23 protein-coding genes are annotated in these 24,169 nt (G+C 60.8%); 14 read left to right on the forward strand and 9 right to left on the reverse strand.

All coding sequences use genetic code 11. The features are described from left to right. Positions 1-4: 4 nt before the first annotated feature. Positions 5-922 (reverse strand): ribonuclease BN, encoded by a 918-nt coding sequence (gene rbn / locus UTO39_RS15005; RefSeq protein WP_320727491.1) that lies wholly within the window; start codon positions 920-922, stop codon positions 5-7. Positions 923-993: 71 nt separating this feature from the next. On the opposite strand from rbn, the gene UTO39_RS15010 reads away from it, so the two are divergent. From UTO39_RS15010 to menE, 8 genes are all read left to right on the forward strand, one after another. Continuing rightward, positions 994-1,455, forward strand: coding sequence for a GNAT family N-acetyltransferase (locus tag UTO39_RS15010; RefSeq protein ID WP_151413966.1), 462 nt, complete (start codon positions 994-996; stop codon positions 1,453-1,455). 53 nt (positions 1,456-1,508) lie between these two features. After that, positions 1,509-1,814, forward strand: a complete 306-nt coding sequence (elaB, locus tag UTO39_RS15015; RefSeq protein WP_320727492.1) for a stress response protein ElaB — start codon at positions 1,509-1,511, stop codon at positions 1,812-1,814. 85 nt (positions 1,815-1,899) lie between these two features. Next, a complete protein-coding gene (gene menF / locus UTO39_RS15020) occupies positions 1,900-3,195 on the forward strand; it encodes an isochorismate synthase MenF (RefSeq protein ID WP_320727493.1) in 1,296 nt (431 codons plus the stop codon). A gap of 88 nt (positions 3,196-3,283) precedes the next feature. After that, positions 3,284-4,954 carry a 2-succinyl-5-enolpyruvyl-6-hydroxy-3-cyclohexene-1-carboxylic-acid synthase gene (gene menD / locus UTO39_RS15025; protein WP_061097553.1) on the forward strand — a complete coding sequence of 557 codons (1,671 nt, stop codon included), beginning with the start codon at positions 3,284-3,286 and terminating at the stop codon, positions 4,952-4,954. After that, positions 4,951-5,727: a 2-succinyl-6-hydroxy-2,4-cyclohexadiene-1-carboxylate synthase gene (gene menH, locus UTO39_RS15030; protein WP_320727494.1), complete on the forward strand. Its 777-nt coding sequence runs from the start codon at positions 4,951-4,953 to the stop codon at positions 5,725-5,727. The genes menD and menH overlap by 4 nt, the downstream gene beginning before the upstream one ends. Next, positions 5,724-6,581 carry a 1,4-dihydroxy-2-naphthoyl-CoA synthase gene (menB, locus tag UTO39_RS15035; protein ID WP_061097555.1) on the forward strand — a complete coding sequence of 286 codons (858 nt, stop codon included), beginning with the start codon at positions 5,724-5,726 and terminating at the stop codon, positions 6,579-6,581. Before menH ends, menB begins: the two co-directional genes overlap by 4 nt. Then, positions 6,581-7,546 carry an o-succinylbenzoate synthase gene (menC, locus tag UTO39_RS15040; protein WP_320727495.1) on the forward strand — a complete coding sequence of 322 codons (966 nt, stop codon included), beginning with the start codon at positions 6,581-6,583 and terminating at the stop codon, positions 7,544-7,546. The genes menB and menC overlap by 1 nt, the downstream gene beginning before the upstream one ends. Further along, on the forward strand, positions 7,543-8,904 hold the full coding sequence (menE, locus tag UTO39_RS15045) for an o-succinylbenzoate--CoA ligase (protein ID WP_320727496.1): 1,362 nt from the start codon (positions 7,543-7,545) through the stop codon (positions 8,902-8,904). Before menC ends, menE begins: the two co-directional genes overlap by 4 nt. On the opposite strand, the gene UTO39_RS15050 is transcribed toward menE, so the two are convergent. Genes UTO39_RS15050 through UTO39_RS15060 form a run of 3 tightly spaced genes read right to left on the reverse strand, consistent with a single transcriptional unit; the run spans position 8,905 to position 11,854 of the window. Continuing rightward, a complete protein-coding gene (locus UTO39_RS15050; RefSeq protein WP_061097558.1) occupies positions 8,905-10,419 on the reverse strand; it encodes a tripartite tricarboxylate transporter permease in 1,515 nt (504 codons plus the stop codon). Positions 10,420-10,430: 11 nt separating this feature from the next. Continuing rightward, the gene (locus tag UTO39_RS15055; protein ID WP_014884622.1) at positions 10,431-10,862 is read right to left on the reverse strand and encodes a tripartite tricarboxylate transporter TctB family protein; all 432 of its coding nucleotides are present in this window, start codon (positions 10,860-10,862) and stop codon (positions 10,431-10,433) included. An 11-nt stretch (positions 10,863-10,873) separates the two neighbouring features. After that, on the reverse strand, positions 10,874-11,854 hold the full coding sequence (locus tag UTO39_RS15060) for a tripartite tricarboxylate transporter substrate binding protein (RefSeq protein ID WP_266178917.1): 981 nt from the start codon (positions 11,852-11,854) through the stop codon (positions 10,874-10,876). A 141-nt stretch (positions 11,855-11,995) separates the two neighbouring features. On the opposite strand from UTO39_RS15060, the gene tctD reads away from it, so the two are divergent. The 4 genes from tctD (at position 11,996) to UTO39_RS15080 (ending at position 16,027) form a co-directional block, all read left to right on the forward strand. Next, positions 11,996-12,670 (forward strand): transcriptional regulator TctD, encoded by a 675-nt coding sequence (gene tctD / locus UTO39_RS15065; RefSeq protein ID WP_061097559.1) that lies wholly within the window; start codon positions 11,996-11,998, stop codon positions 12,668-12,670. Next, positions 12,657-14,066, forward strand: a complete 1,410-nt coding sequence (locus tag UTO39_RS15070) for a sensor histidine kinase (protein WP_320727497.1) — start codon at positions 12,657-12,659, stop codon at positions 14,064-14,066. The genes tctD and UTO39_RS15070 overlap by 14 nt, the downstream gene beginning before the upstream one ends. Before the next feature lie 128 nt (positions 14,067-14,194). Continuing rightward, positions 14,195-14,734: a YfaZ family outer membrane protein gene (locus UTO39_RS15075; RefSeq protein WP_320727498.1), complete on the forward strand. Its 540-nt coding sequence runs from the start codon at positions 14,195-14,197 to the stop codon at positions 14,732-14,734. 93 nt (positions 14,735-14,827) lie between these two features. Continuing rightward, entirely contained in the window at positions 14,828-16,027 is a 1,200-nt protein-coding gene (locus UTO39_RS15080) for a nicotinamide mononucleotide deamidase-related protein YfaY (RefSeq protein ID WP_320727499.1), read from the forward strand. A 33-nt stretch (positions 16,028-16,060) separates the two neighbouring features. Here UTO39_RS15080 and glpC read toward each other — a convergent pair whose 3' ends face one another. Genes glpC through glpA form a run of 3 tightly spaced genes read right to left on the reverse strand, consistent with a single transcriptional unit; the run spans position 16,061 to position 20,083 of the window. Continuing rightward, the gene (glpC, locus tag UTO39_RS15085; RefSeq protein WP_320727500.1) at positions 16,061-17,251 is read right to left on the reverse strand and encodes an anaerobic glycerol-3-phosphate dehydrogenase subunit GlpC; all 1,191 of its coding nucleotides are present in this window, start codon (positions 17,249-17,251) and stop codon (positions 16,061-16,063) included. Further along, a complete protein-coding gene (gene glpB / locus UTO39_RS15090; RefSeq protein WP_320727501.1) occupies positions 17,248-18,465 on the reverse strand; it encodes a glycerol-3-phosphate dehydrogenase subunit GlpB in 1,218 nt (405 codons plus the stop codon). Before glpB ends, glpC begins: the two co-directional genes overlap by 4 nt. After that, on the reverse strand, positions 18,455-20,083 hold the full coding sequence (gene glpA, locus UTO39_RS15095) for an anaerobic glycerol-3-phosphate dehydrogenase subunit A (RefSeq protein ID WP_320727502.1): 1,629 nt from the start codon (positions 20,081-20,083) through the stop codon (positions 18,455-18,457). Before glpA ends, glpB begins: the two co-directional genes overlap by 11 nt. Positions 20,084-20,333: 250 nt before the next feature. Here glpA and glpT point away from each other — a divergent pair, with 250 nt between their 5' ends. Together glpT and glpQ are read left to right on the forward strand one after the other, a co-directional pair. Next, positions 20,334-21,686 (forward strand): glycerol-3-phosphate transporter, encoded by a 1,353-nt coding sequence (gene glpT / locus UTO39_RS15100; RefSeq protein WP_266178699.1) that lies wholly within the window; start codon positions 20,334-20,336, stop codon positions 21,684-21,686. Positions 21,687-21,697: 11 nt separating this feature from the next. After that, positions 21,698-22,750 carry a glycerophosphodiester phosphodiesterase gene (gene glpQ / locus UTO39_RS15105; protein ID WP_320727503.1) on the forward strand — a complete coding sequence of 351 codons (1,053 nt, stop codon included), beginning with the start codon at positions 21,698-21,700 and terminating at the stop codon, positions 22,748-22,750. 24 nt (positions 22,751-22,774) lie between these two features. On the opposite strand, the gene yfaE is transcribed toward glpQ, so the two are convergent. Both yfaE and nrdB read right to left on the reverse strand, forming a co-directional pair. Continuing rightward, on the reverse strand, positions 22,775-23,029 hold the full coding sequence (gene yfaE / locus UTO39_RS15110; protein ID WP_061097567.1) for a class I ribonucleotide reductase maintenance protein YfaE: 255 nt from the start codon (positions 23,027-23,029) through the stop codon (positions 22,775-22,777). Next, positions 23,029-24,159: a class Ia ribonucleoside-diphosphate reductase subunit beta gene (gene nrdB / locus UTO39_RS15115; protein ID WP_041908962.1), complete on the reverse strand. Its 1,131-nt coding sequence runs from the start codon at positions 24,157-24,159 to the stop codon at positions 23,029-23,031. The genes yfaE and nrdB overlap by 1 nt, the downstream gene beginning before the upstream one ends. Between the last annotated feature and the right edge of the window lie 10 nt (positions 24,160-24,169).

Here is a 24,169-nt window from a genome sequence, read left to right on the forward strand (position 1 = left end):
AGGGCTAAACGCTGACCTTAGCGAAATCTTCCGCCAGCTCGCACGCCGGGAACACCGCCAGGCACTCTGCCAGCAGGCTTGCACACCCCCGCGCGTCGTAGCGGGAACTGACGTGAGTGACGATCAGCCTCCCGACGCCCGCGTCGCGGGCAAGCTGCGCCGCCTGTCGCGTTGAGCTATGGCCGCGGCCGTTGGCTTTCTCTTCCATCGCCGTTTCCAGCGTGGCTTCGTGCACCATCACGTCCACGCCCTGGGCAAGCTGCAGGGCGGCAGGGCACGGCGCCGTGTCGCCGAAAATCGCCAGCTTCTTGCCCGGCTCGGGCGCGGCGAGATAATCCTGGCCGTCGATCGTGCGCCCGTCCTCCAGCGTAACGCTCTCGCCCTGTTTGAGTCGCTGGAACAGCGGCCCTGGCTTGACGCCGTCGGCAACGAGCGCGGCGGCATTCAGCGCGCCGGGTTTATCATGTTCTTCCACGCGATAGCCGTAGCACTCTACCGGATGGTTAAGCGGAAAAGCCCGCACCTGATAATCCCCGTCGTCGAATACCAGACCTTCGCCAATTTCGACCACTTCCAGCGGATAATCTGTCCACGAGCCGCTCAGGCGCAGCGTGGTTTCAACGAACTCCCGAATACCTGCAGGCCCGTAGATCGTCAGCGGGTTGGCGTTACCCGCCATGGAGCGGCTGCACAGCAGGCCGGGCAGGCCAAACAGATGGTCCCCATGCAGGTGAGTGATAAAAATTTTGTCCAGCTTGCCGGGGTGATACGCGGTGTGCAGCAGCTGATGCTGCGTCCCTTCACCGCAGTCAAAAAGCCACAGCCCGCCGCGGGTGGGGTGCTTAAGATCCAGCAGAATTGCCGTCACGTTTCGTGAGCGGGTTGGCACGCCAGCGGACGTACCCAGAAAAATCAGTTCCATAACGCAATCAGCCCTTTGCCGAACGGGGAGGGGTTTAGTATAACGTGATGAACCCCAGGAAGGAGAAAGAGATGATCCAGTGGCAAGATTTACATCATAGCGAGCTTACCGTTCATTCCCTTTACGCGCTGCTTAAACTGCGCTGCGAAGTGTTTGTGGTTGAACAGACCTGCCCGTATCAGGACATCGACGGCGATGACCTCGTTGGCGAAAACCGCCATATTCTCGGCTGGAAGGATAACGAGCTGGTGGCGTATGCGAGGATTCTGAAAAGCGAGGACGACGTCGAGCCCGTAGTGATAGGCCGCGTCATCATCAGCGGTAACGCGCGCGGTGAAAAACTGGGCTATCAGCTGATGGAAAAAACGCTGGAGGCGTGCCAGAAACAATGGCCGGACAAGGCGTTATACCTGGGCGCGCAGGCGCACCTGCAATCCTTCTACGGTCATTTCGGTTTTATGCCGGTCACCGACGTCTACGACGAAGACGGTATTCCGCACATCGGCATGGCGCGCGAAGCGAAACAGGCGTAATGGCGCGTCGTTGTCTATAGTTAGCGGACTGGTGTACTAACATGGAGAAAAATATGTCATTTCAATCCTGGGATACCCGTATCGACGACGACCTGAACTTACTGAGCGAAACGCTGGAAGAGGTGTTACGTTCCTCGGGCGACCCTGCCGATCAGAAATATATCGAGCTGAAAGCCCGTGCCGAGCAGGCGCTCCACGACGTTAAAAACCGCGTCAGCCATGCGTCTGATACATACTACTACCGCGCCAAAAAAGCGGTTTATCGTGCCGATGATTACGTCCATGAAAAACCGTGGCAGGGCATTGGGGTGGGTGCAGCCGTAGGGCTGGTGCTGGGTCTGCTGTTAGCCCGTCGATAAGCCGCATAACCACTCCCTATACGTGGGTACTGATATTTCTGATGGTACCCCGTATAATATGAGGTTTTAACAGGGAGAGGTTCGCGTGAATTCGATTTTCCTCGCGCTGGAACAACTGCGTACCCATCTTTCGCAAGCGTTACCTGCCACATCCGGCCTGCGTCATTTCGACGTCTCTTTCCCGTTAAACGATGCCTTCGATCCCCTCGCCTGGCTGGGCGAGCAGCAGTGCTATCCGCAGTTTTACTGGCAGCAGCGTAACGGCGATGAAGAGCTGGCCGCGCTGGGAGCGGTCGTCCAGTTCTCCTCTCTGGCGTTAGCCTCGCAGTTTTTAAGCGCGCAACAGGCGCCTGAAGATACCCGAATCTGCGGCCTGAACGCGTTTAACCCGGAGCAGGGCAGCCTCTTTTTACCGCGCCTGCTGTGGCGACGTACCGCGGGCAACGCCACGCTGCGCCTGCAGCTGTGGAGCGACAGCTCGCTTGAGGACGATGCCGGGGCCGCGCGGGCGTTCTTACAGCAGCTGCTTCCTGCCAGACCTATCCGTCCGCTCTCCGTGCAGGTTGAGCGCGAAACCCATCACCCGGAAAAACCGCAATGGCTTAGCCTTATCGGCAAAGCGACAGAGACGATTGCACGCGGTGATTTCGAAAAGGTGGTTCTCGCCCGCGCAACAGACCTGCAGTGTAAAGCGCGCGTTAACCCCGTCGCGCTGATGGCGGCCAGCCGCGCCCTGAACTTAAACTGCTATCATTTCTGCATGATATTCGACGCCAGCAACGCGTTTCTCGGCTCCACGCCCGAGCGTCTCTGGCGGCGGCGCGGCAAGCTTTTGCGCACCGAAGCGCTGGCGGGTACCGTCGCCAGCCATACTGACGATAAGCAGGCGCAGCGTCTGGGCGAGTGGCTGCTGAATGACGATAAAAACCAGCGTGAAAATATGCTGGTGGTGGAAGATATCTGCCAGCGTCTTCAACACCATACGCAGACGCTTGAGGTGCTGCCGGCTCAGGTCGTCCGCCTGCGTAAAGTGCAGCACTTACGCCGCTGTATCTGGACCGAGCTCAAGCAGGCCGACGATGAGCTGTGCCTGCACGTGCTCCAGCCGACGGCGGCGGTAGCCGGGCTGCCGCGACAGCCAGCGCGCGAGTTTATTCAGCACGTTGAATCCTTTAGCCGCGAGTGGTACGCCGGTTCGGCCGGGTATCTATCCCCTGAACAAAGCGAGTTCTGCGTGGCGCTGCGCTCGGCGCGCGTGCGAAATGACGCTCTGAGGCTCTACGCCGGGGCGGGCATTGTCAGCGGGTCTGATCCGGAGCAGGAGTGGCAGGAGATCGAAAACAAAGCCGCCGGGTTGCGCTCTCTGCTCCTAAGGGATTAATACTGATTCGCGCAATCCCGATTCATATCAAAATTCCAATTTTTTCTATTATTTATACTGTGTCGCATTCTTGATACCGGACAATCTCATGTCAGTAAGTTCTTTTAACCGACGCTGGGCGGCGGTGATCCTTGAAGCCCTGACGCGCCATGGCGTCAGGCACGTGTGTATTGCACCGGGTTCTCGTTCAACGCCGCTGACGCTGGCGGCCGCTGAAAACCGGGCGTTGATTCACCACACCCATTTTGACGAACGCGGCCTTGGCCATCTGGCGCTCGGGCTGGCGAAGGTCAGTAAAGAACCCGTGGCGGTGATTGTCACCTCCGGTACCGCCGTGGCTAACCTCTATCCGGCCCTGATTGAGGCCGGGTTAACCGGTGAAAAACTGATCCTGCTGACGGCCGACCGCCCGCCTGAGCTAATCGACTGCGGCGCCAATCAGGCCATTCGCCAGCCGGGACTTTTTTCTTCGCACCCTTCGCAGACGGTTTCGTTACCGCGTCCCACCCAGGACATTCCGGCAAGCTGGCTGGTCTCCACCGTCGATCACGCCATGGCGACATTGCGCAGCGGGGCGCTGCATATCAACTGCCCGTTTGCCGAGCCGCTGTACGGCGAGCTGGACGATACCGGCCTTGACTGGCAGCGGTCGCTTGGCGACTGGTGGCAGAGCGAAAAGCCGTGGCTGCGCGAGCAGACGCATCTTGAGAGCGCGAAACAGCGCGACTGGTTCTTCTGGCGGCAGAAGCGCGGCGTGGTCATCGCCGGGCGCATGAGCGCCGCGGAAGGCAGGCTGGTCGCTGAATGGGCGCAAACCCTTGGCTGGCCGCTGATTGGCGACGTGCTTTCCCAGACCGGCCAGCCGCTGCCGTGCGCCGATCTCTGGCTGGGTAACGCGAAAGCGGTTACTGAGCTTTCGCAGGCGCAGATTGTGGTCCAGATCGGCGCAAGCCTCACCGGAAAACGTCTGCTGCAGTGGCAGGCGACCTGCACCCCGGAAGAGTACTGGGTGGTGGACGCGCTGGAAGGGCGGCTCGACCCGGCGCACCATCGCGGCCGTCGTCTGGTGAGCAAAATTGACAGCTGGCTGGAACTGCACCCGGCGGAAAAACGTCAGCCCTGGGCGGTGGCGATCCCGGAGCTGTCGCGTCAGGCGTGGGAAATCACCAAAGCGCGCTGTGAGGCATTCAGCGAAGCCGGGCTGGCGCACCGTATTCGCAAGTACCTGCCGGAACAGGGGCAGCTGTTTGTCGGCAACAGCCTGGTCGTTCGGCTGATTGACGCCTTTTCGAAGCTGCCGGCGGGCTACCCGGTATACAGCAACCGCGGTGCCAGCGGCATCGACGGGCTGATCTCGACGGCGGCGGGCGTGCAGCGCGCCAGCGCGAAATCGACGCTGGCGATCGTGGGCGATCTCTCCGCGCTCTACGACCTCAACGCGCTGGCGCTGCTGCGTCAGGCGTCCGCGCCGTTTGTGCTGATTGTGGTCAACAACAACGGCGGGCAGATTTTCTCCCTGCTGCCAACGCCCCAGAGCGAGCGCGAGCGCTTCTATCTGATGCCGCAGAACGTGCAGTTTGAACACGCCGCGGCGATGTTCAGCCTGAAATACCATCGCCCGGAAAGCTGGGAACAGCTGGAAGCGGCGTTAAGCACCGCCTGGAAGCAGCCGGGCGCGACGCTGATTGAGCTGGTGGTAAACGAGGCCGACGGCGCGCAGACTCTGCAAAGCCTGCTGGCGCAGGTAAGCCAGCTGTGATCCTCTCGGGCGTGCAGCAGGCTGGAAAACCAGGCTATCCCTGGCTGGTCTTTTTGCACGGTTTTTCCGGCGACTGCCGCGAGTGGCAGGCTGTCGGGAAGCAGCTCAGCGACTATCCCCGGCTCTATCTTGACCTGCCGGGCCACGGTGAGTCAGGGGAGATAGCCGTGACGGGGTTCGACGAGATGAGCAATTTGCTCACCCGAACCCTTTTTAGTTACAACATACTAAAATTCTGGCTGGTGGGGTACTCCCTCGGCGGCCGCATTGCAATGTTTCATGCCTGCCAGCGGCCGAAGGGGCTGCTGGGGGGGATTGTTGAAGGCGGGCATCCGGGCCTGCAGGATGAGAACGAGCGTACTGCGCGGCGGGTATCCGACCACCGCTGGGCGACGCGTTTTCGCACCGAACCGCTGGAAACGGTCTTTACCGACTGGTACCAGCAGCCGGTGTTTGCCTCCCTCACGGACCACCAGCGCAAGGCGCTTATTGCCCTGCGCAGCCAGAACAACGGCGCGACGCTGGCGAAGATGCTCGAAGCGACGTCGCTGGCCGTGCAGCCCGATTTGCGTGCCGCGATTAGCGTATGCAATTCCCCTTTTGACTATATCTACGGTGAACGTGACCAGAAGTTCGCGGCCCTGGCCGCTGAGCTGGACGCCGTTCGCCATGCGATTCCCAACGCCGGACACAACGCCCACCGGGAAAACCCCGACGCGGTTGCCGCGTGTCTGGCTCAGATACTGCGTCTTCGAATAAAGGACACTCTATGATCTATCCTGATGAACACATGCTTTATGCGCCGGTTGAATGGCAGGACTGCTCCGAAGGCTACACCGACATTCGTTACCACAAATCCACCGACGGCATTGCCAAAATCACCATCAACCGTCCGCAGGTGCGTAACGCCTTCCGTCCGCTGACCGTCAAAGAGATGATTCAGGCCCTGGCGGATGCGCGCTATGACGACAGCATCGGCGTGATTGTCCTGACCGGTGAAGGCGAGAAGGCCTTCTGCTCCGGTGGCGATCAGAAAGTGCGCGGCGACTACGGCGGATACCAGGACGATGCGGGTACGCACCACCTGAACGTCCTCGACTTCCAGCGCCAGATCCGCACCTGCCCGAAACCGGTTGTCGCGATGGTGGCGGGTTACTCCATCGGCGGCGGCCACGTGCTGCACATGATGTGCGACCTGACCATTGCCGCTGAAAACGCCATCTTCGGCCAGACCGGCCCGAAAGTGGGCTCCTTCGACGGCGGCTGGGGCGCCTCTTACATGGCGCGCATCGTCGGGCAGAAAAAAGCCCGCGAAATCTGGTTCCTGTGCCGCCAGTACAACGCGCAGGAAGCGTTGGATATGGGCCTGGTCAATACCGTAGTGCCGATTGCCGATCTCGAAAAAGAGACCGTCCGCTGGTGCCGCGAGATGCTGCAAAACAGCCCGATGGCGCTGCGCTGCCTGAAAGCGGCGCTCAACGCTGACTGTGACGGTCAGGCGGGTCTGCAGGAGCTGGCGGGCAACGCCACCATGCTGTTCTACATGACCGAAGAGGGTCAGGAAGGACGCAACGCGTTTAATGAAAAACGCCAGCCGGACTTCAGCAAATACAAACGGAACCCGTAATGCGTCGCGCGCAGGTTTACCGCTGGCAGATACCGATGGACGCGGGCGTGGTGCTGCGTGAACGGCGGTTAAAAACCCGTGACGGCTTCTTCGTGCATCTGCAGCAGGACGGGCGGGAAGGCTGGGGAGAGATTTCACCTCTGCCGGGCTTTAGCCTCGAATCGCTGGATGACGCGCAGTGTGTATTGCTGGCGTGGGTAAAGGCGTGGCGTGAGGGCGCAAACCCGGCGTTGCCGGACGCGCCTTCCGCGGCCTTTGGCATCAGCTGCGCGCTGGCGGAGCTGGACGGCAGCCTGCCGGAAGAGGCTAACTACCGCGCGGCACCGCTCTGCACGGGCGACCCGGACGAGCTGTTCGCGCTGCTCTCCGCCATGCCGGGCGAGAAAGTGGCGAAAATCAAAGTCGGCCTCTACGAAGCGGTGCGCGACGGCATGGTCGCCAACCTGCTGCTGGAAGCAATCCCCGATCTGCACCTGCGTCTGGATGCCAACCGCGCCTGGACGCCGCTTAAGGCGCAGCAGTTCGCGAAGTACGTCAACCCGGCGTACCGCAGCCGCATTGCCTTCCTCGAAGAGCCGTGCAAAACCCGCGATGACTCGCGCGCGTTTGCCCGCGAAACGGGGATTGCCATTGCCTGGGATGAAAGCCTGCGCGAGGACGATTTTGAATTTATCGCCGAGCCCGGCGTCAGCGCGGTGGTGATTAAGCCGACGCTTACCGGCAGCCTGGCGAAGGTGCGCGAGCAGGTCGCGGCGGCGCACGCGCTGGGGCTGACGGCGGTGATCAGCTCGTCGATTGAGTCCAGCCTGGGGCTGACCCAGCTGGCGCGCATTGCCGCCTGGTTAACGCCGGATACGGTTCCCGGCCTCGACACGCTGAACCTGATGCAGGCGCAGCTTCTCCGCCAGTGGCCTGACAGCACGCTGCCGTGCCTCGACGCAGAGGCGCTGGAGCCGCTGCTATGAGCTTTACCGACTGGCCCTGGCGGCACTGGTGCGCGCGTTTTGCCGATAAACCGGCCCTGAGGCTAAATGACGAAGCGCTCACCTGGCAGCAGCTTTGCGCGCGCGTCGACCGCCTTGCGGCAGGGTTTCACCAGCAGGGCGTGGCGGAGGGCGACGGCGTACTGCTGCTGGCCTATAACCACCCGCAAACGCTGCTGGCATGGCTGGCGCTGCTGCAGTGCGGGGCGCGTATTCTTCCCGTTAATCCCCAGCTGCCGCGCCCGCTGCTCGACGTGCTGATCCCGCAGATGACGCTGCGCTTTGCGCTGGTGCTGGACGGCAGCTACGACGGCCTTCATGGCCTGAGCATGCGCGAGCCGGCGGATGCGTACTGCGCTGCGTGGCAGCCGGCGCGGCTGGCCTCCATGACGCTCACCTCCGGCTCCACCGGGCTGCCGAAGGCAGCGGTGCATACCTGCGCCGCCCATCTTGCCAGCGCCCGCGGCGTGCTGTCGCTGATGCCCTACGGGGATAACGACGACTGGCTGCTTTCTCTGCCTCTGTTCCACGTTTCCGGCCAGGGGATTTTGTGGCGCTGGCTGCAGGCCGGTGCGCGCTTAACCGTGCGCGAGAAGCAGCCGCTGGAGCAGGCGCTGCGCGGCTGCACCCACGCCTCGCTGGTGCCGACCCAGCTCTGGCGTCTCCTGAATAGCGAAAGCCACATCGCACTGAAAGCGGTGCTGCTTGGCGGAGCGGCCATTCCCGTGACGCTGACGCAAAAGGCCCGGGAGCAGGGCGTTCGGACGTACTGCGGCTACGGTCTGACCGAGTTTGCCTCTACCGTCTGCGCAAAAGAGGCTGACGGCGATCCGGACGTGGGGCGTGTGCTGCCGGGCAGAGAGGTGCAGGTCGTTAACGGTGAAGTCTGGATCAAAGCGCAGAGCATGGCTTCCGGCTACTGGCGGGACGGCGCGCTGATGCCGCTGACCAACGCGCAGGGCTGGTTCGCCACCCGCGATCGCGGGGAATGGCATGGGGACCGTCTGACGATTTTAGGCCGCATGGACAATCTCTTTTTCAGCGGAGGAGAGGGGGTCCAGCCGGAATCACTGGAGCGCGTTATCGCCGCGCACCCGCAGATTAACCAGGTGTTTATCGTCCCGCTGGATGACGCCGAGTTTGGACAGCGTCCGGTGGCGGTGGTGGAGTGCGAGCCGGGAACGGATATCACCCGTTTCCCGGAATGGGTGCAGGGCAGGCTGGCGCGGTTTGAACAGCCCGTTCACTGGCTGGTGCTGCCGGCTGAGCTAAAAAATGGCGGGATTAAGATCTCCCGCCAGGCGTTAAAGCAGTGGGTGAATGCCCAGCTGTCCGCGTAGTTAGCCGATATCCGGCTCCGGCTTGCGCTGGCGACGACGCAGCAGGCGCAACACCGGCGGCACCACAATCACCATGACCGCGAGCGCTAGCAGAACCTTCGCGACGCTGCTGTCCCACAGTATCGACATATTGCCGTTGCTGATGGAGAGGGCGCGGCGCAGGTTCTGCTCCAGCATCTCACCCAGCACAAAGCCCAGAATCAGCGGTGACATCGGGAAGTGCATTTTTCGCAAGATGTAGCCGAACACGCCCAGAACCACCATCAGCACCAGGTCAAACGTGGTGCTGTGCACCGCGTACACCCCCACCGCAGAGACGGCGGCAATGGCGGGCACCAGGAACCACAGCGGAATGGTCAGCATGCGGGTGAACAGCCCAATCAGCGGGATATTCATCACCAGCAGCATCACGTTAGCGATCAGCAGCGCGGCAATCAGCCCCCAGACAATATCGGGCTGCTCGGTGAACATCGCCGGGCCGGGCGTGATGTTATAGAGCGTCAGCGCGCCCATCATCACCGCCGTTGTGCCGGATCCCGGCACGCCCAGGGTCAGCATCGGGATAAACGAGCCGCAGGCCGAGGCGTTATTGGCCGCCTCAGGCGCGGCGACGCCGCGAATATCACCTTTACCAAAGCTATCGCTGTTGCCGCTGAGCTTCTTCTCGGTCATGTAGGTGATGGCGCTGGCGATAGTGGCCCCGGCGCCCGGCAGGATACCGACGAAGAAGCCAATCACCGACGAGCGCAGCGTGGTGCCGATGCACTGCGCACCCTCTTTAGCGCTAAAGAGCATCCGGCCGGTTTTGCGCACCAGCGTCTGCCCGCTGCTGGTATGCTCCAGCATCAGTAAGATCTCAGACACAGAGAACAGGCCGATCACGACGACAATGAACTGCACGCCGTCGGACAGGTGAACGCTGTCGAAGGTAAAGCGATAGACCCCGGTGTTGGCATCCACGCCGACGGTGGCTAACCCTAAGCCAATCAGCGCGGATAAAAACGACTTCAGCGGATTTTGCGCCATCATGCTGCCGAGGCAGGCAATGGCGAACACCATCAGGGCAAAATATTCTGCCGGACCAAACGCCAGCGACCACTGGGCCAGCGCAGGGGCAAACAGAATGATGCCGCCAATGGCAATCAGCGAGCCACAGAACGAACTGACCGCAGAGATGGAGAGCGCCACGCCGCCGCGTCCCTGCCGCGCCATCGGGTAGCCGTCCAGCGCGGTCATAATCGCCGCGGCATCTCCCGGCACGTTAAGCAGGATCGACGAAATGCGTCCGCCATATTCGCAGCCGATGTAGACCGTTGCCAGCAGGATCAGCGCCGATTCCGCAGGCAGATGCAGGGCAAACGCCAGCGGGAGTAAAATCGCCACGCCGTTGATCGGCCCAAGGCCCGGCAGCAGGCCGACAATCGTGCCCACGAAACAGCCTATCAGGGCGATCACCAGGTTTTCCGGGGTCATCGCCACGGCGAACCCCTGCGAGAGGTAAATCCAGGTATCCATAGCGTGCTCCGTTAATTAAGCCAGGCGCCGAGCGGTAACGTCACGTCCAGCAGGCGGTCAAAGGCGTACCACAGTAAAATCCCCATCACCACGCCAGAGATCCCCGCCGCGGGGAGGGTGGCGTTAAACAGCATGCCGATGACCATCGTCAGGATGGCGGTTGCCACAGGGAAGCCGAGCCACTCAAAGCCCCAGGCATACATCAGCAGGACAATCACCATCACCAGCAGACGCTGCAGAATGCGACGCGGCGGCCACTCGACGGTATCCGGGTGGCGCAGCAGCAGCGCCACCGAGCAGAGCAGCATCAGGCCGACGATGCCCATCGGAAAGGGGCGGGGCCCTACGGGTTCATAGCTGTATTCGCTGTGGATCTGCCAGGCGACAAACATCCCGCCAACGCAGAGCAGCAGCCATATCCCGGCAAAAATACGATCGCTCATAGCGCCTCCGGTTATTTCGCCAGGCCAAAGGCTTTCGCCTGTTCGCGATAGTCATTCACCTGTTTTTTGACGTACTCATCCAGCGGCTTACCGGTCAGGTTGAACTCAAACAGCCCGCGCAGATCGCGCTGCTTCTTAAACTCTTCGGTCTGCTGGAGTTTGTTGAACGTGTCAACCCACCACTGGTACTCGGCATCGGTCACTTTTGGCCCGACGAAGAACCCGCGGATGATCGGCCAGACCAGGTTATAACCCTGCTCTTTGGCGGTCGGGACGTTCGCCAGCTGGCCCGGCAGACGGTTTTCCGAGAAGACCGCCAGCACGCGGATCTTATCCCCGCTCAGGTACGGCACCATCTCGCTGAGATCGCCGGAAACGGCCTGAACGTGGTTGCCCATCAGCGCGGTGACCGGTTCGCCGCCGCCCTCAAAGGCCACGTAGCGCATCTTGTGCGGGTCAACCTTCGCCTGCTGGGCGAGAAGGGCCGCTTTCATCCAGTCCTGGCTGCCGATAGACGCCCCCGCGCCAATCACCACGCTGTTCGGATCTTTTTCCATAGCGGTCAGCAGATCTTTCAGGGATTTCCACGGGGAATCGGCACGTACGGCGATCATCCCGTAGTCGGTACCGACGGTCGCCAGCCAGCGCACGTCGTCCACGCCGTAGCGGCCAAACTTGCCCTGCGACAGGTTCAGCAGCGAGCCGCCGGAGAAGGCCACCACCGTTCCCGCTTCCGCTGGACGTTGCGCGACGATGGCGTTATAGGCCACCGCGCCCACGCCGCCTGGCATGTAGGTGACGCGCATCGGTTTCTCAATGGCCTTCGTCTCCAGCAGGCTGACCTGAATCAGTTTGCAGGTGAGATCGAAGCCGCCGCCCGGCTTGGCCGGGGCGATACATTCGGTACGGGACGGAGCGTCCTGGGCCTGAACGACAGAGGTACTCAACAGCAATACGCTTGCAGCAAGGGTAGAAAGCAATTGTTTTTTCATCGTTTATCCTCACGCCGGGGTACGGGTATGGGTCTTTTTTCTGATTATGTGAACCACCTTGTAGCGGTTCCGTTGCGTGATTGTTAAAACAATAACCTTTCATTTCCCTTTCAATGGGGCACCAACTTTACAGGATGTGACATGCGTCTCTTACTGGCAGAAGATAATCGTGAGCTGGCTCACTGGCTGGAGAAAGCGCTGGTGCAGGAAGGCTTTGCCGTGGACTGCGTCTCCGACGGACGTGCCGCCGACCATCTACTGCAGGGTGAAAACTACGCGGTTGCCATTCTGGACATCGGCATGCCCGGTTTTGACGGCCTGGAAGTGGTCCAGCGCCTCAGAAAACGGGGGCAGACGCTGCCGGTGCTGTTTCTTACCGCCCGCAGCAACGTGGCGGATCGGGTTAAGGGGCTGAACGCCGGGGCAGATGACTATCTGCCAAAACCGTTTGAGCTGGAGGAGCTTGACGCGCGCCTGCGCGCCCTGCTGCGCCGAAGCGAGGGGCGGACGCAGGAGCGCCAGCGCCTTGGGGAGCTGGAGTATGACGACGAGGGCTTTTTCCTGCTGCGCGATGAACCGCTTTCCCTGACGCCGCGGGAGCTCTCCCTGCTGAAGGTGCTGATGCACCGCCGGACCCGTCCGGTTTCACGCCAGCAGCTTTTCGACCAGGTGTTCAGCCTGAACGACGACGTCAGCCCTGAAAGCATCGATCTTTATATTCACCGGCTGCGTAAGAAGCTGACCGGCAGCGGCGTGCGGATCACCACCCTGCGGGGGCTTGGGTACGTGCTGGAGTGCGGCGATGAGGTGGGTTAAGCCGCAGTCGCTCTACCTCCAACTGCTGCTTTTCCTGGGCCTGCCGCTGCTGCTGCTGTGGGGACTGTCGGCCTTTAACAGCTACGTCAGCGCGCTGCAGGCGGCCACGCAGGCCTATGACCGCACGCTGTTATCCTCTGCCCGCACCATCTCGGAGCGGCTAGAGGTACGCAACGGCAGGCTGGCGGTGGACGTGCCCTGGGTGGTGCTCGACAGCTTTGAACTCAACATGAACGACCGGCTCTACTATAAGGTGGTCGACCCCGACGGCCGGGTGATCTCCGGCTATGACGATCTGCCGAAGATGCCGCCTGCGACGTCGCGCACCACGCTCTATCCGGCGCTGGCGTGGTTTTACCACACCGAATATCGCGGCCAGGCGATTCGGGTGGCGCGCCTGCTGCAGCCCGTAAATGAAGATAATATTTTTGGCATGGCGGAGATTTACGTCGCGGAGACGCTCCAGTCCCGCCGCTATCTCGCCAGCCAGCTGCTTTTTTCATCCTGGGTTTCGCAGGGGCTGCTGGTGCTGTTGACGCTGGTGCTGACCGCGTGGCTGCTGCGCCGCGTGCTGCGCCCAATGCGCCAGCTTTCGTCTCTGATGGTGCGGCGCGAGCCGGGCCTGCTCGCACCGCTGCCGGAGCTGCTGCCCTGGTCGGAGACCCGGCTGCTGATTGTCGCCTTTAACCGCTATATCGACCGGCTGCGCGGCGTGCTTTCGCGTCAGGAACGCTTTAACGCGGATGCGTCGCACCAGCTCAAAACGCCGCTGGCGGTGCTTAAAACCCAGGTCTCCGTCGCCCTCTCGCGTCAGGATCCCGCCCTGTGGCAGGAGAGCCTGCGGGCAATGAATGCCACCCTGGACGACACTATCGTGCTCACCGAGCGGCTGCTGCAGCTTTCAGCGGTGAAGGGAAAAGAGCAGGGGGAGCGTCATTTTACGCCCGTGGATCTGGTTCAGGTGGTGCAGAACTGCTGCTTCTCCCGGCTGGCGCAGGCGCGGAGCAAAGCGATCGATTTAGGGTATGACGGTGTACAGCAGCCAGTGACGATCGAGGGCGATGACGTTCTGCTGGGTGAACTGTGCGCCAACCTGCTGGAGAACGCGATTAAATATACGCCTGCAGGCGGAACCGTGACCGTTTTCCTGCGCGTGGACGGTGCTGCCGTTGAGCTGAGCGTTGAGGACAGCGGACCTGGCATTGAAGAGGATCAAATCTACCAGGCGATGCTGCCGTTCCATCGGCTGGACAACGTCGGGGACGCCCCCGGTGCCGGGATTGGGCTGGCGCTGGCGGGGGACATCGCCCGGCTGCACCGCAGCCATTTGCAGCTGACCCGCAGCGAAACGCTGGGTGGTCTGTGCGTCAAAATGCGCTTTCTGCTGCTTACGTAAAAAAGCCGCAGGTTTCAAATCGTTACAATCTTCCTGTCCGCCGCACGCAGAGTGCTTGATCCCCGGGAGACTCAGGTTAAAATCTCGCGGTTTTGGGGACTTCTCTATAATTATGCGGGATCGCGACAATGAAAAAAGTGGTATTACTGGGCCTCGGCCTGATGGTTGTATCTGCGGCGGCTAACGCCATTAGCATTAATGGTTCGGCGGGTCAGGACTATACCCACCTCGGTTTTGGTTTGGGTACTGACACCTCCGGTCTGGCAATGACCGGCGGCTGGACGCACAACGATGACGACGGCGATGCGGCAAGCCTCGGCCTCGGTCTGAATATTCCTCTTGGCCCATTCCTGGCCACCGTTGGCGGTAAAGGTATCTATACCAACCCGAACGACGGTGATGAAGGGTATGCGGCGGCCGTGGGTGGCGGCCTGCAGTGGAAAATTGGCGACAGCTTCGGCCTGTTTGGCGAGTACTATTACTCTCCGGATTCCCTCTCCAGCGGCATCGACAGCTATGAAGAAGCCAACGCCGGCGCGCGCTGGACCATCATGCGTCCGATTACCATCGAAGCGGGCTATCGTTATCTGAACCTGGCCGGTAAAGACGGCAACCGCGATAACGCGCTGGCTGACGGCCCGTACGTGGGCGTGAGCGCAGGCTTCTAATCGTTCCGGCGCGGCGTTCCGTCGCGCCAGTTTCTCTCATCTCCACCCCGCGTTTGCGCTATAGTGTTTTGACTAAATAAGCGGGAGAACACAATGATTAACGTGGAGATGTTATCCACCGGCGACGAAGTGCTGCATGGACAGATTATTGATACCAATGCTGCCTGGCTTGCCGATCTTTTCTTTGAGCAAGGATTACCGTTAACGCGCCGCAATACGGTGGGAGACAATCTTGAGTCCCTGGTCAGCATTCTGCGCGAGCGTAGCGAACAGTGCGACGTGCTGATCGTGAACGGCGGGCTCGGCCCCACCGGTGACGATCTCAGCGCGCTGGCCGCCGCGACCGCAAAAGGCGAAGGGCTGGTGCTGCACGAGGCGTGGCTTTCACAGATGGAACGCTTCTTCTCCGAACGTGGCCGCGTCATGGCCCCCAGCAACCGCAAGCAGGCTGAAATTCCCGCCAGCGCCGAGCTGGTCGATAACCCGGTTGGTACCGCATGCGGGTTTGCCATGCAGCTGAACCGCTGCCTGATGTTCTTCACGCCGGGCGTGCCCTCCGAATTTAAGGTAATGGTCGAGCAGCAGATCCTGCCGCGCCTTCGCGACCGTTTTACCCTGCCTGAACCCCCGCTGTGCCTGCGCCTGACCACCTTTGGCCGCTCGGAAAGCGATCTGGCCCAGAGCCTTGATCACCTGCCGCTGCCGCCGGGCGTGTCCATGGGCTATCGCTCCTCTATGCCGATCATTGAACTCAAATTGACAGGACCGGCCACGCAAAAAGAGGCGATGCTGGCCCTGTGGCCTGAGGTGCAGCGCGTGGCAGGCGAAAGCCTGATCTTTGAAGGAACGCAAGGGTTACCTGAGCAGATTGCAAAGCATCTCCAGACTCGCCAGCTCAGCGTGACCTTAAGCGAGCAGTTCACCGGTGGCCTGCTGGCGCTGCAATTGTCGCGCGTCAACGCGCCGCTGCTCGCCAGCGAAGTGGTGCCGTTCCAGCAGGAGACCCTGGCGCAAACCGCCCGCTGGGCGTCCGAGAGAAGGGTGAAGCATTTTGCCGGTCTGGCGCTGTTTGTCGGCGGGCTGGATGAGGATTTCCTCAACTTCGCGCTGGCGACGCCGGAAGGCACCTGGGCGCTGCGGGTAAAAATGAGCATCACCCGCCATAGCCTGGCGGTGCGTCAGGAGGTGTGCGCCATGATGGCGCTGAACATGCTGCGCCGCTGGCTCAACGGCAAAGAGGTCGCCAGCGAGCACGGCTGGATTAACGTTGTCGAGTCGCTGTTCGTTGAGTAATGCCTGTGCCGGGGCCTTTCGCCCCGGCAACGTTCAGCCCAGCGCTTTCGCCAGCAGGGTAATCGGATGTTCGCAGCGCTTGCTGGTGGACATCTCAATCTGCCATTTACAGGTTTCGCAATCCGTCACCACGATATCCGCGCCGCTCTCTTCAATCTGGCGGAACAGCGGGGCGCCAATCGCCTGCGAGGTTTCGTAGTTTTCACGCTTAAAGCCGTAGGTGCCTGCGATGCCGCAGCAGCGCGAATCCAGCACCGTCAGCTCCAGCCCCGGAATTAACCGCAGCAGCTCCAGCGTATAGAGCGACCAGCCCATTTTCTCCATATGACACGGGGTGTGATAGACCACCTTCAGCGGCAATGTTCCCAGCGGCAGCGTCTTCCCGCTGTCGAGCTTGCGCCACAGGAAGCGCGTCGCCAGCTCGATGTGCTCGCGCAGGCCGGCGTTATCCACGTCCAGCAGATGCGGATACTCATCGCGCAGGGTGAAGGTGCAGGTGGACGACGTCGCCAGCACCGGCATGCCTTTATCGACAATCGCTTCCCGCAGGGAGGTAACGTTGCTTTTGGCCTGCTTGCGCGCTTTATCGGTAAACCCGTTGGCAATCAGCGGCACGCCGCAGCACTTCTCTTTGCTGAGCAGCTGGACGCCGATTCCCATCGCGTTCAAAACCTTCAGCAGGTCTTTGCCCAGCTGTGGGTGGTTGTAATTCACATAGCAGCCGTGGAAAAAGGCTACCCGATCGTCGTACTGCGCCTGCTCCGCCGCGACGGACTTGTACCAGCGGCGGAAGGTGCCGTGAGAATATTTCGGCAGGCTGCGGTGATGGTCTATCTTCAGCGTCGCATCCAGCAGCTGGCGTACCGGCTTGAGTGAGGTCGCGGCATTCACCAGCGGGGCAAACGGCGTTGAGACGTTGCCCATCAGGTCGGTATGGCTCAGGATCGCATCGCGCAGCGACGGCTTTTGCGTGCTGTAGCGCGCCCGGGCGCGCTGGATGATGTCGCCGATTTTCACGTCCGACGGGCAGGCGACCTCGCAGCGTTTACAGTTGATGCAGTATTTCAGCGCCTCGTCGTACAGCTTGCCGTCCTTCAGGCGCAGGCGCTCGCCGTCCGGCCCGGCCTGCTTTGGCCCAGGGTAGCGCGGGTTCACGCCGCTGACCGGGCAGACGGTGGTGCACACCGTGCATTTAATGCAGCTTTCAAAACGGGTGTCGTTCATCGTTCAGCCTCCACGCGCTGGCTAATCTGCTCTGCCACATACAGCGCTGTGACGGCGCAAACCCCGCCGCCGCATCCCTGGGCGATCGGATCGTATCCGCCCAGCAGCGAGCCGATGGCAAAAAGATTACCGACGGGCTGACCGGAACGCTGCGGATGTAGCCGGTTATCGACAATCACGCCAAACTGCTGCCAGGGCTGCGGCGTAAAGAAATCACTTTGATACCAGTCCGCGCGGGAGGCGCTTTGCCGCACGTCCAGCCCCATAATGGCTTCCCGGATGCCCTCCCGGCTGCTCAGCAGCCCGTTGCTGAAGAAGCTCCCGCTCGCCAGCACCGTATAGCGGGCGCGAAGCGGGATATCCTCGTGGTTGCGTGTCCAGATTTCGCTCACCGCGCCGTCGGTCAGTGTGATTTTTTTCACCTCGTCACCCGCCATCCACACGCCGCCCTGCGCAACAAACTGGCGCTGGAGCTGGCTATGCAGGCGAATGCCGGGTACGGAAGGGGGCAGCGTGGGCAGCAGGCCGAGCGAGCAGGGCAGACGGTCCGACAGCCAGCGCCACAGGCGGTTGTCGTTTAAACCAAAGCAGGCGGGCATTAACAGGGCATCGCAGGTTTCGCCGAGCGGCCTGAGCGCGTCATACAGCAGCGGCCATTTGTCCTCGTTATCCAGAAAACGGGCGATATTCACCGCGCGAAACTCGCTCGGGTTATCGCGCAGGATATCCAGCTCGGGCAGCTCTATTTCCGCCGTGTCGGCGTTGACGCCCTGGCGACAGAGCGATGCTGCCGCGAGATGGGGCTGAAAATCCAGAAAGCCGCTGATACCCACCACCCGCACTCGTCGCGCGCTGACGGGGGCAACGGGGACTTCCTCCGGGCTGAGCCACGCGGATCGCAGGGTGCCGAGCGGCGTAATGCGCTGATGATTTTGCCTGGCGCTTCCCTGCAGACGCGCGCCGCAGTCCGCCAGCAGCGCTTCGGCTTCCAGCGCAAAGCGGTCAATATGCTGTGCGCCAATCAGGTGGTAGGGGTGCTCCGGCGCCAGCCTGTCGCGGTACGCTTCATTCACCAGGTCCAGCGAGCCCGACGAGAAGTGCAGGGCGCTCTGGCCGCGGGTGATAATGGCGCAGCGCAGCCCCTGCCTCGTGAGTTTGATGCCGCAGAGCAGGCCTGCCAGCCCGCCGCCGACGATGACGGTGTCAAATTTCATCGTGTTGCTCCTTCTCCAGGCCGCAAAGCCCCTGATAGACCCAGCGGGTAAATTCGCTTTCGCGCAGGGCATCTCCCCAGGCGACAGGCTGAATGCCTTTCCAGCGCTCGTTCAAAAATGCGCTGAGCTGATCGAGCGACTGGGTGGCGGTGGTGGTATGAAAACGCTGCAGCAGCCCGGCCGCACGACAGGCGCACAGCTCGCCCTGACAGGTTCCCATTCCGACGCGGGTGCGGCGGCGGAGATCCAGCAGGCTGTTGACCGTCAGGTTCTCTACCGCGTACTGCACCTCGCCTGCGGTAACGGCTTCGCACTCGCACACCAGGCTGCGGCTCAATCTTCCTTCACCGAGCCACTGTGGCGTTCTGTCGCCGTGGCGGTAGATGGCCGAACCGCGCAGCGGCGCGGGCAGGGAGATGATTTTTTGCAGCGTTTTTTCGGTAGGCTGGCGCGATCCCGGCAGCGGCTGTTCTGCCGTAACGCACGGTTCGGTATTCCCGAGCTTGCGGCAGACGGCATCGGTCGCCCACTCGGCCATCAGGCGGTAGGTCATCAGCTTGCCGCCGGTGATGGTGATAAACCCGTCCATGCCGTCGCGCTCGGCGTGATCGAGCAGCACAATGCCCCGACTCACGTTGCGTCCGCTCGGATCGTTATCGCTGGCGACAAGGGGGCGCACGCCCGCGTAGGCGCGCAGAATACGCGTTTGCGCCATCACCGGCGCCAGTTTTTCCCCTTCGCGCAGCAGGGTGTCGACCTCCTCGGCGGTCACGCGGTTGACGTCAATCTCGCTGTAGTCCACGTGGGTGGAGGTCGTGCCGATTAACGAAATGGTGTCGCCCGGCACGAGGATATCGGCGTCAGACGGCTTGCGGCAGCGGTTGATGACGTGGTTATTGATGCGGTGGTCGAGGATCAGCAGCGAGCCTTTGGCCGGGAACATACGTACCGACAGGTCGGCATACTCCGCAATGCGCTGGCCCCAGATCCCCGCCGCGTTGACCACCACGGCGGCGTGCAGCTCGCCGTGCTCGTTATACTGCGTATCAAACACCCGCACGCCGCAGATGCGATGACCCTCGCGGATAAGCCCGGTCACTTCATGCCCGGTCAGAATGCGCGCGCCGTGCTCGCGGGCGTCCAGCATGTTGGCGGCGGTCAGGCGGAACGGATCCACGGTGCCGTCAGGCACCTTCACCGCACCGATCAGTGACGGGTTCACCGACGGCTCCAGCCGCCGGGCTAGCGCCGGATCCATAGCCTCAGCCTGAATACCCGCCGCAGTGCAGGCGGTTATAAAGGTTTTCTGAAAGGCGAGGTCATCTTCGGGAAGGGTAATAAAGAGGCCGTCGGTTGGCTCAATGCAGTGCCGGGCGATGCGCTTGAGGATCTGGTTTTCAGCGATACATTCGCGCGCGGATTCACCGTCGGTAACCGCATACCGCGCGCCGCTGTGCAGCAGGCCGTGGTTTCGTCCGGTTGCGCCCGTGGCAATATCGTGGCGCTCCAGAAGCGTGACGCTTAAGCCGCGAAGGGCGCAGTCGCGTGCGATGCCGGCGCCGGTTGCGCCACCGCCAATGATAATCACATCGCTGTAGCGTGGATCGTGAATTGTCATTGCCTTTCCTCTATGTTCGTTTTTTAGCATTTAGCCACATAGATCGTGTGGTTTGTTTGATTTCGAACATAAACGCGCGAAATTCGAAACTGAAACGTGATTTCATGCGCTATTTTGCGCATCCTGTCATATTTCTGTAACAATCTGTGCGTTGATTCACAGTAACAAACCGCATGTTTTTTTAACATCCCCGCCTCTGTAACCGGGCGCGAGATGCCTGGTCATTTTTTGAAAGGCCACGGAGGCTGTTATGCTCAGTATCTTCAAACCTGCGCCGCATCGGGCGCGTCTGCCAGAGGCAGAAATTGATCCGCTATACCGTCGTCTGCGTTGGCAAATTTTCCTGGGGATCTTCTTCGGGTACGCGGCGTACTACCTTGTACGTAAAAACTTTGCGCTCGCCATGCCGTATCTGGTGGAGCAGGGCTTTTCACGCGGCGATCTGGGATTCGCGCTGTCGGGGATCTCTATCGCCTACGGTTTTTCTAAATTCATCATGGGTTCCGTGTCGGATCGCTCGAATCCGCGCGTGTTTCTCCCTGCCGGTCTGATCCTGGCGGCAGCGGTGATGCTGTTCATGGGCTTTGTGCCGTGGGCGACGTCCAGCATTGCCATTATGTTTGTTCTGCTGTTCCTCTGCGGCTGGTTCCAGGGGATGGGGTGGCCGCCGTGCGGACGTACCATGGTGCACTGGTGGTCGCAGAAAGAGCGCGGCGGCATTGTATCGGTGTGGAACTGCGCGCATAACGTCGGGGGCGGGCTTCCGCCTCTGCTGTTCCTGCTGGGGATGGCCTGGTTCAACGACTGGCACGCGGCGCTCTACATGCCTGCCTTTGGCGCTATTCTGGTGGCGATTATTGCTTTTGCGCTGATGCGCGATACGCCGCAGTCCTGCGGCCTGCCGCCAATTGAAGAGTACAAGAACGACTATCCGGACGATTACAGCGAGAAGCACGAAGAAGAGCTGACCGCGAAACAGATATTCATGAAGTACGTGCTGCCGAACAAGCTGCTGTGGTACATCGCGGTGGCGAACGTGTTCGTTTACCTGCTGCGCTACGGCATCCTCGACTGGTCTCCGACCTATCTGAAAGAGGTGAAGCACTTCGCGCTGGATAAATCCTCCTGGGCGTACTTCCTGTATGAATACGCCGGGATCCCGGGCACGCTGATTTGCGGCTGGATGTCGGACAAAGTGTTTAAAGGCAACCGCGGCGCGACGGGCGTGTTCTTCATGACCCTGGTGACCATTGCCACTGTCGTTTACTGGCTCAACCCGCCGGGCAACCCGTCCGTAGACATGGCCTGTATGATCGTTATCGGCTTCCTGATTTACGGTCCGGTGATGCTGATTGGTCTGCACGCGCTGGAGCTGGCGCCGAAAAAAGCGGCGGGCACGGCGGCAGGCTTTACCGGTCTGTTTGGCTACCTCGGCGGTTCGGTCGCGGCGAGCGCCATTGTGGGCTATACCGTTGACTTCTTCGGCTGGGACGGCGGCTTTATGGTGATGATCGGCGGTAGCGTGCTGGCGGTTCTGCTGCTGGTTATTGTGATGATCGGCGAGAAACGTCACCACGCGGAAGTGCTGGCGCGTCGTCAATAAGGAGCATTGCGATGAAATTAACTCAATTAACCACCGGCCTGCTGCTGGCAGGCCTGATGACAGGCTCTGCGCTGGCGGCGGATAAAATTGTTATCGCCCACCGCGGTGCCAGCGGCTATCTGCCGGAGCATACGCTGCCGGCGAAAGCGATGGCCTATGCCCAGGGCGCGGATTATCTGGAGCAGGATCTGGTGATGACCAAGGACGACCAGCTGGTCGTCCTGCATGACCACTATCTTGACCGCGTGACCGACGTGGCGGAGCGTTTCCCGGACCGCGCGCGCAAAGATGGTCGTTATTACGCCATCGACTTTACTCTGGATGAAATCCGCTCTCTGAAGTTTACCGAAGGCTTTGAGATTGAAAACGGCAAGAAGGTGCAGGTCTATCCGGGTCGCTTCCCGATGGGCAAATCCGACTTCCGGATCCATACCTTCCAGGAAGAGATTGAGTTTGTTCAGGGGCTGAACCACTCTACCGGGAAAAACATCGGTATCTACCCGGAAATCAAAGCGCCGTGGTTCCACCATCAGGAAGGGAAGGACATTGCCGCGAAGACGCTGGAGGTGCTGAAACAGTACGGCTACACCAGCAAGAAGGACAAAGTTTACCTGCAGTGTTTTGACGCCGCCGAGCTGAAGCGCATTAAAACCGAGCTGGAGCCGAAGATGGGGATGGATCTCAACCTGGTGCAGCTGATTGCCTATACCGACTGGAACGAAACCCAGGAGAAACAGCTGGACGGGAAGTGGGTGAACTACAGCTACGACTGGATGTTTAAGCCAGGCGCGATGAAGCAGATTGCGCAGTACGCCGACGGCATCGGGCCGGATTACCACATGCTGGTGGCGGAAGGCTCAACGCCTGGCCACGTGAAGCTGACGGCGATGGTGAAAGAGGCGCACGCCAGTAAGATGCAGGTGCATCCTTATACGGTGCGTGCAGACCAGCTGCCGCCGTATGCCACGGACGTGAATCAGCTTTACGAGGTGTTGTATAAGCAGGCGGACGTGGACGGGCTGTTTACGGATTTCCCGGATAAAGCGGTGACGTTCTTAAAATAGAAAAAAGGGCCGTAAGGCCCTTTTTTACATCTCGATCTCAATATCGCCTTTTGCCCGGCAGCAGCAGGGCAAAATTTCCCCATCACTGATAAAGGCCAGCGGCTCGGTCAGCCAGTCCACCTGGCCTGCGACCAGACGGCAGCGGCAGGAGCCGCAGTAGCCTTCACGACACTGGTACTCTACCTCCACCTGATGCGCTTCAAGCGCCACCAGCAGTGAAGGGTGCTCTTCCTGGCACAGCACTTCGGTGCCAGAAAGGCTCAGCGTTACGCGGCTCATCAGAGCTGGAAGTCGCTCAGGTCGTCGGTGTTGACTTCAGAATCAATCTGACCGACCAGATAAGAGCTCACTTCCACTTCCTGCGGCGCAACCTGAACGTTATCGGATACCAGCCAGGTGTTGATCCACGGAATCGGGTTAGAGCGCGTCTGGAACGGCAGGTCCAGGCCAACCGCCTGCATGCGGATGTTGGTAATGTACTCAACGTACTGGCACAGGATGTCTTTGTTCAGGCCAATCATGGAGCCGTCGCGGAACAGGTAGTCTGCCCACTCTTTCTCCTGCTGGGCCGCCAGCACGAACAGGTCATAGCACTCCTGCTTGCACTCTTCGGCGATTTCCGCCATCTCCGGGTCGTCCGTACCGCTGCGCAGCAGGTTCAGCATGTGCTGGGTGCCGGTCAGGTGCAGGGCTTCATCACGGGCGATCAGGCGAATGATTTTGGCGTTGCCTTCCATCAGCTTGCGCTCGGCAAAGGCGAAGGAGCAGGCGAAGCTCACGTAGAAGCGGATCGCTTCCAGGGCGTTAACGCTCATCAGGCACAGGTAGAGCTGCTTTTTCAGCGCGCGCAGGTTCACGGTAACGGTTTTGCCGTTCACGCTGTGGGTGCCTTCACCCAGCAGATGCCAGTAGCTGGTCATCTCGATCAGCTCGTCGTAGTAGTGCGCAATGCCTTCCGCGCGCTTCTGGATCTGCTCGTTGGTGACGATATCGTCAAACACCACCGCCGGATCGTTCACGATGTTGCGGATGATGTGGGTATAAGAGCGGGAGTGGATCGTCTCGGAGAACGCCCAGGTTTCCACCCAGGTTTCCAGCTCGGGAATGGAGATCAGCGGCAGCAGCGCCACGTTCGGGCTGCGGCCCTGAATGGAGTCCAGCAGCGTCTGGTACTTCAGGTTGCTGATGAAGATATGCTTTTCGTGATCCGGCAGCGACTGGTAGTCAATACGGTCGCGGGAAACGTCCACTTCTTCCGGACGCCAGAAGAAGGAGAGTTGCTTTTCAATCAGCTTTTCGAAGATGTCGTATTTTTGCTGATCGTAGCGTGCCACGTTGACCGGCTGGCCGAAGAACATCGGCTCTTTGAGCTGGTCGTTTTTCGTCTGTGAAAAGGTGGTATATGCCATGAGTGTGTCC

The organism is Enterobacter sp. 118C5 (genome assembly GCF_034107645.1).
In the GTDB taxonomy this organism is placed as follows: domain Bacteria; phylum Pseudomonadota; class Gammaproteobacteria; order Enterobacterales; family Enterobacteriaceae; genus Enterobacter; species Enterobacter nematophilus.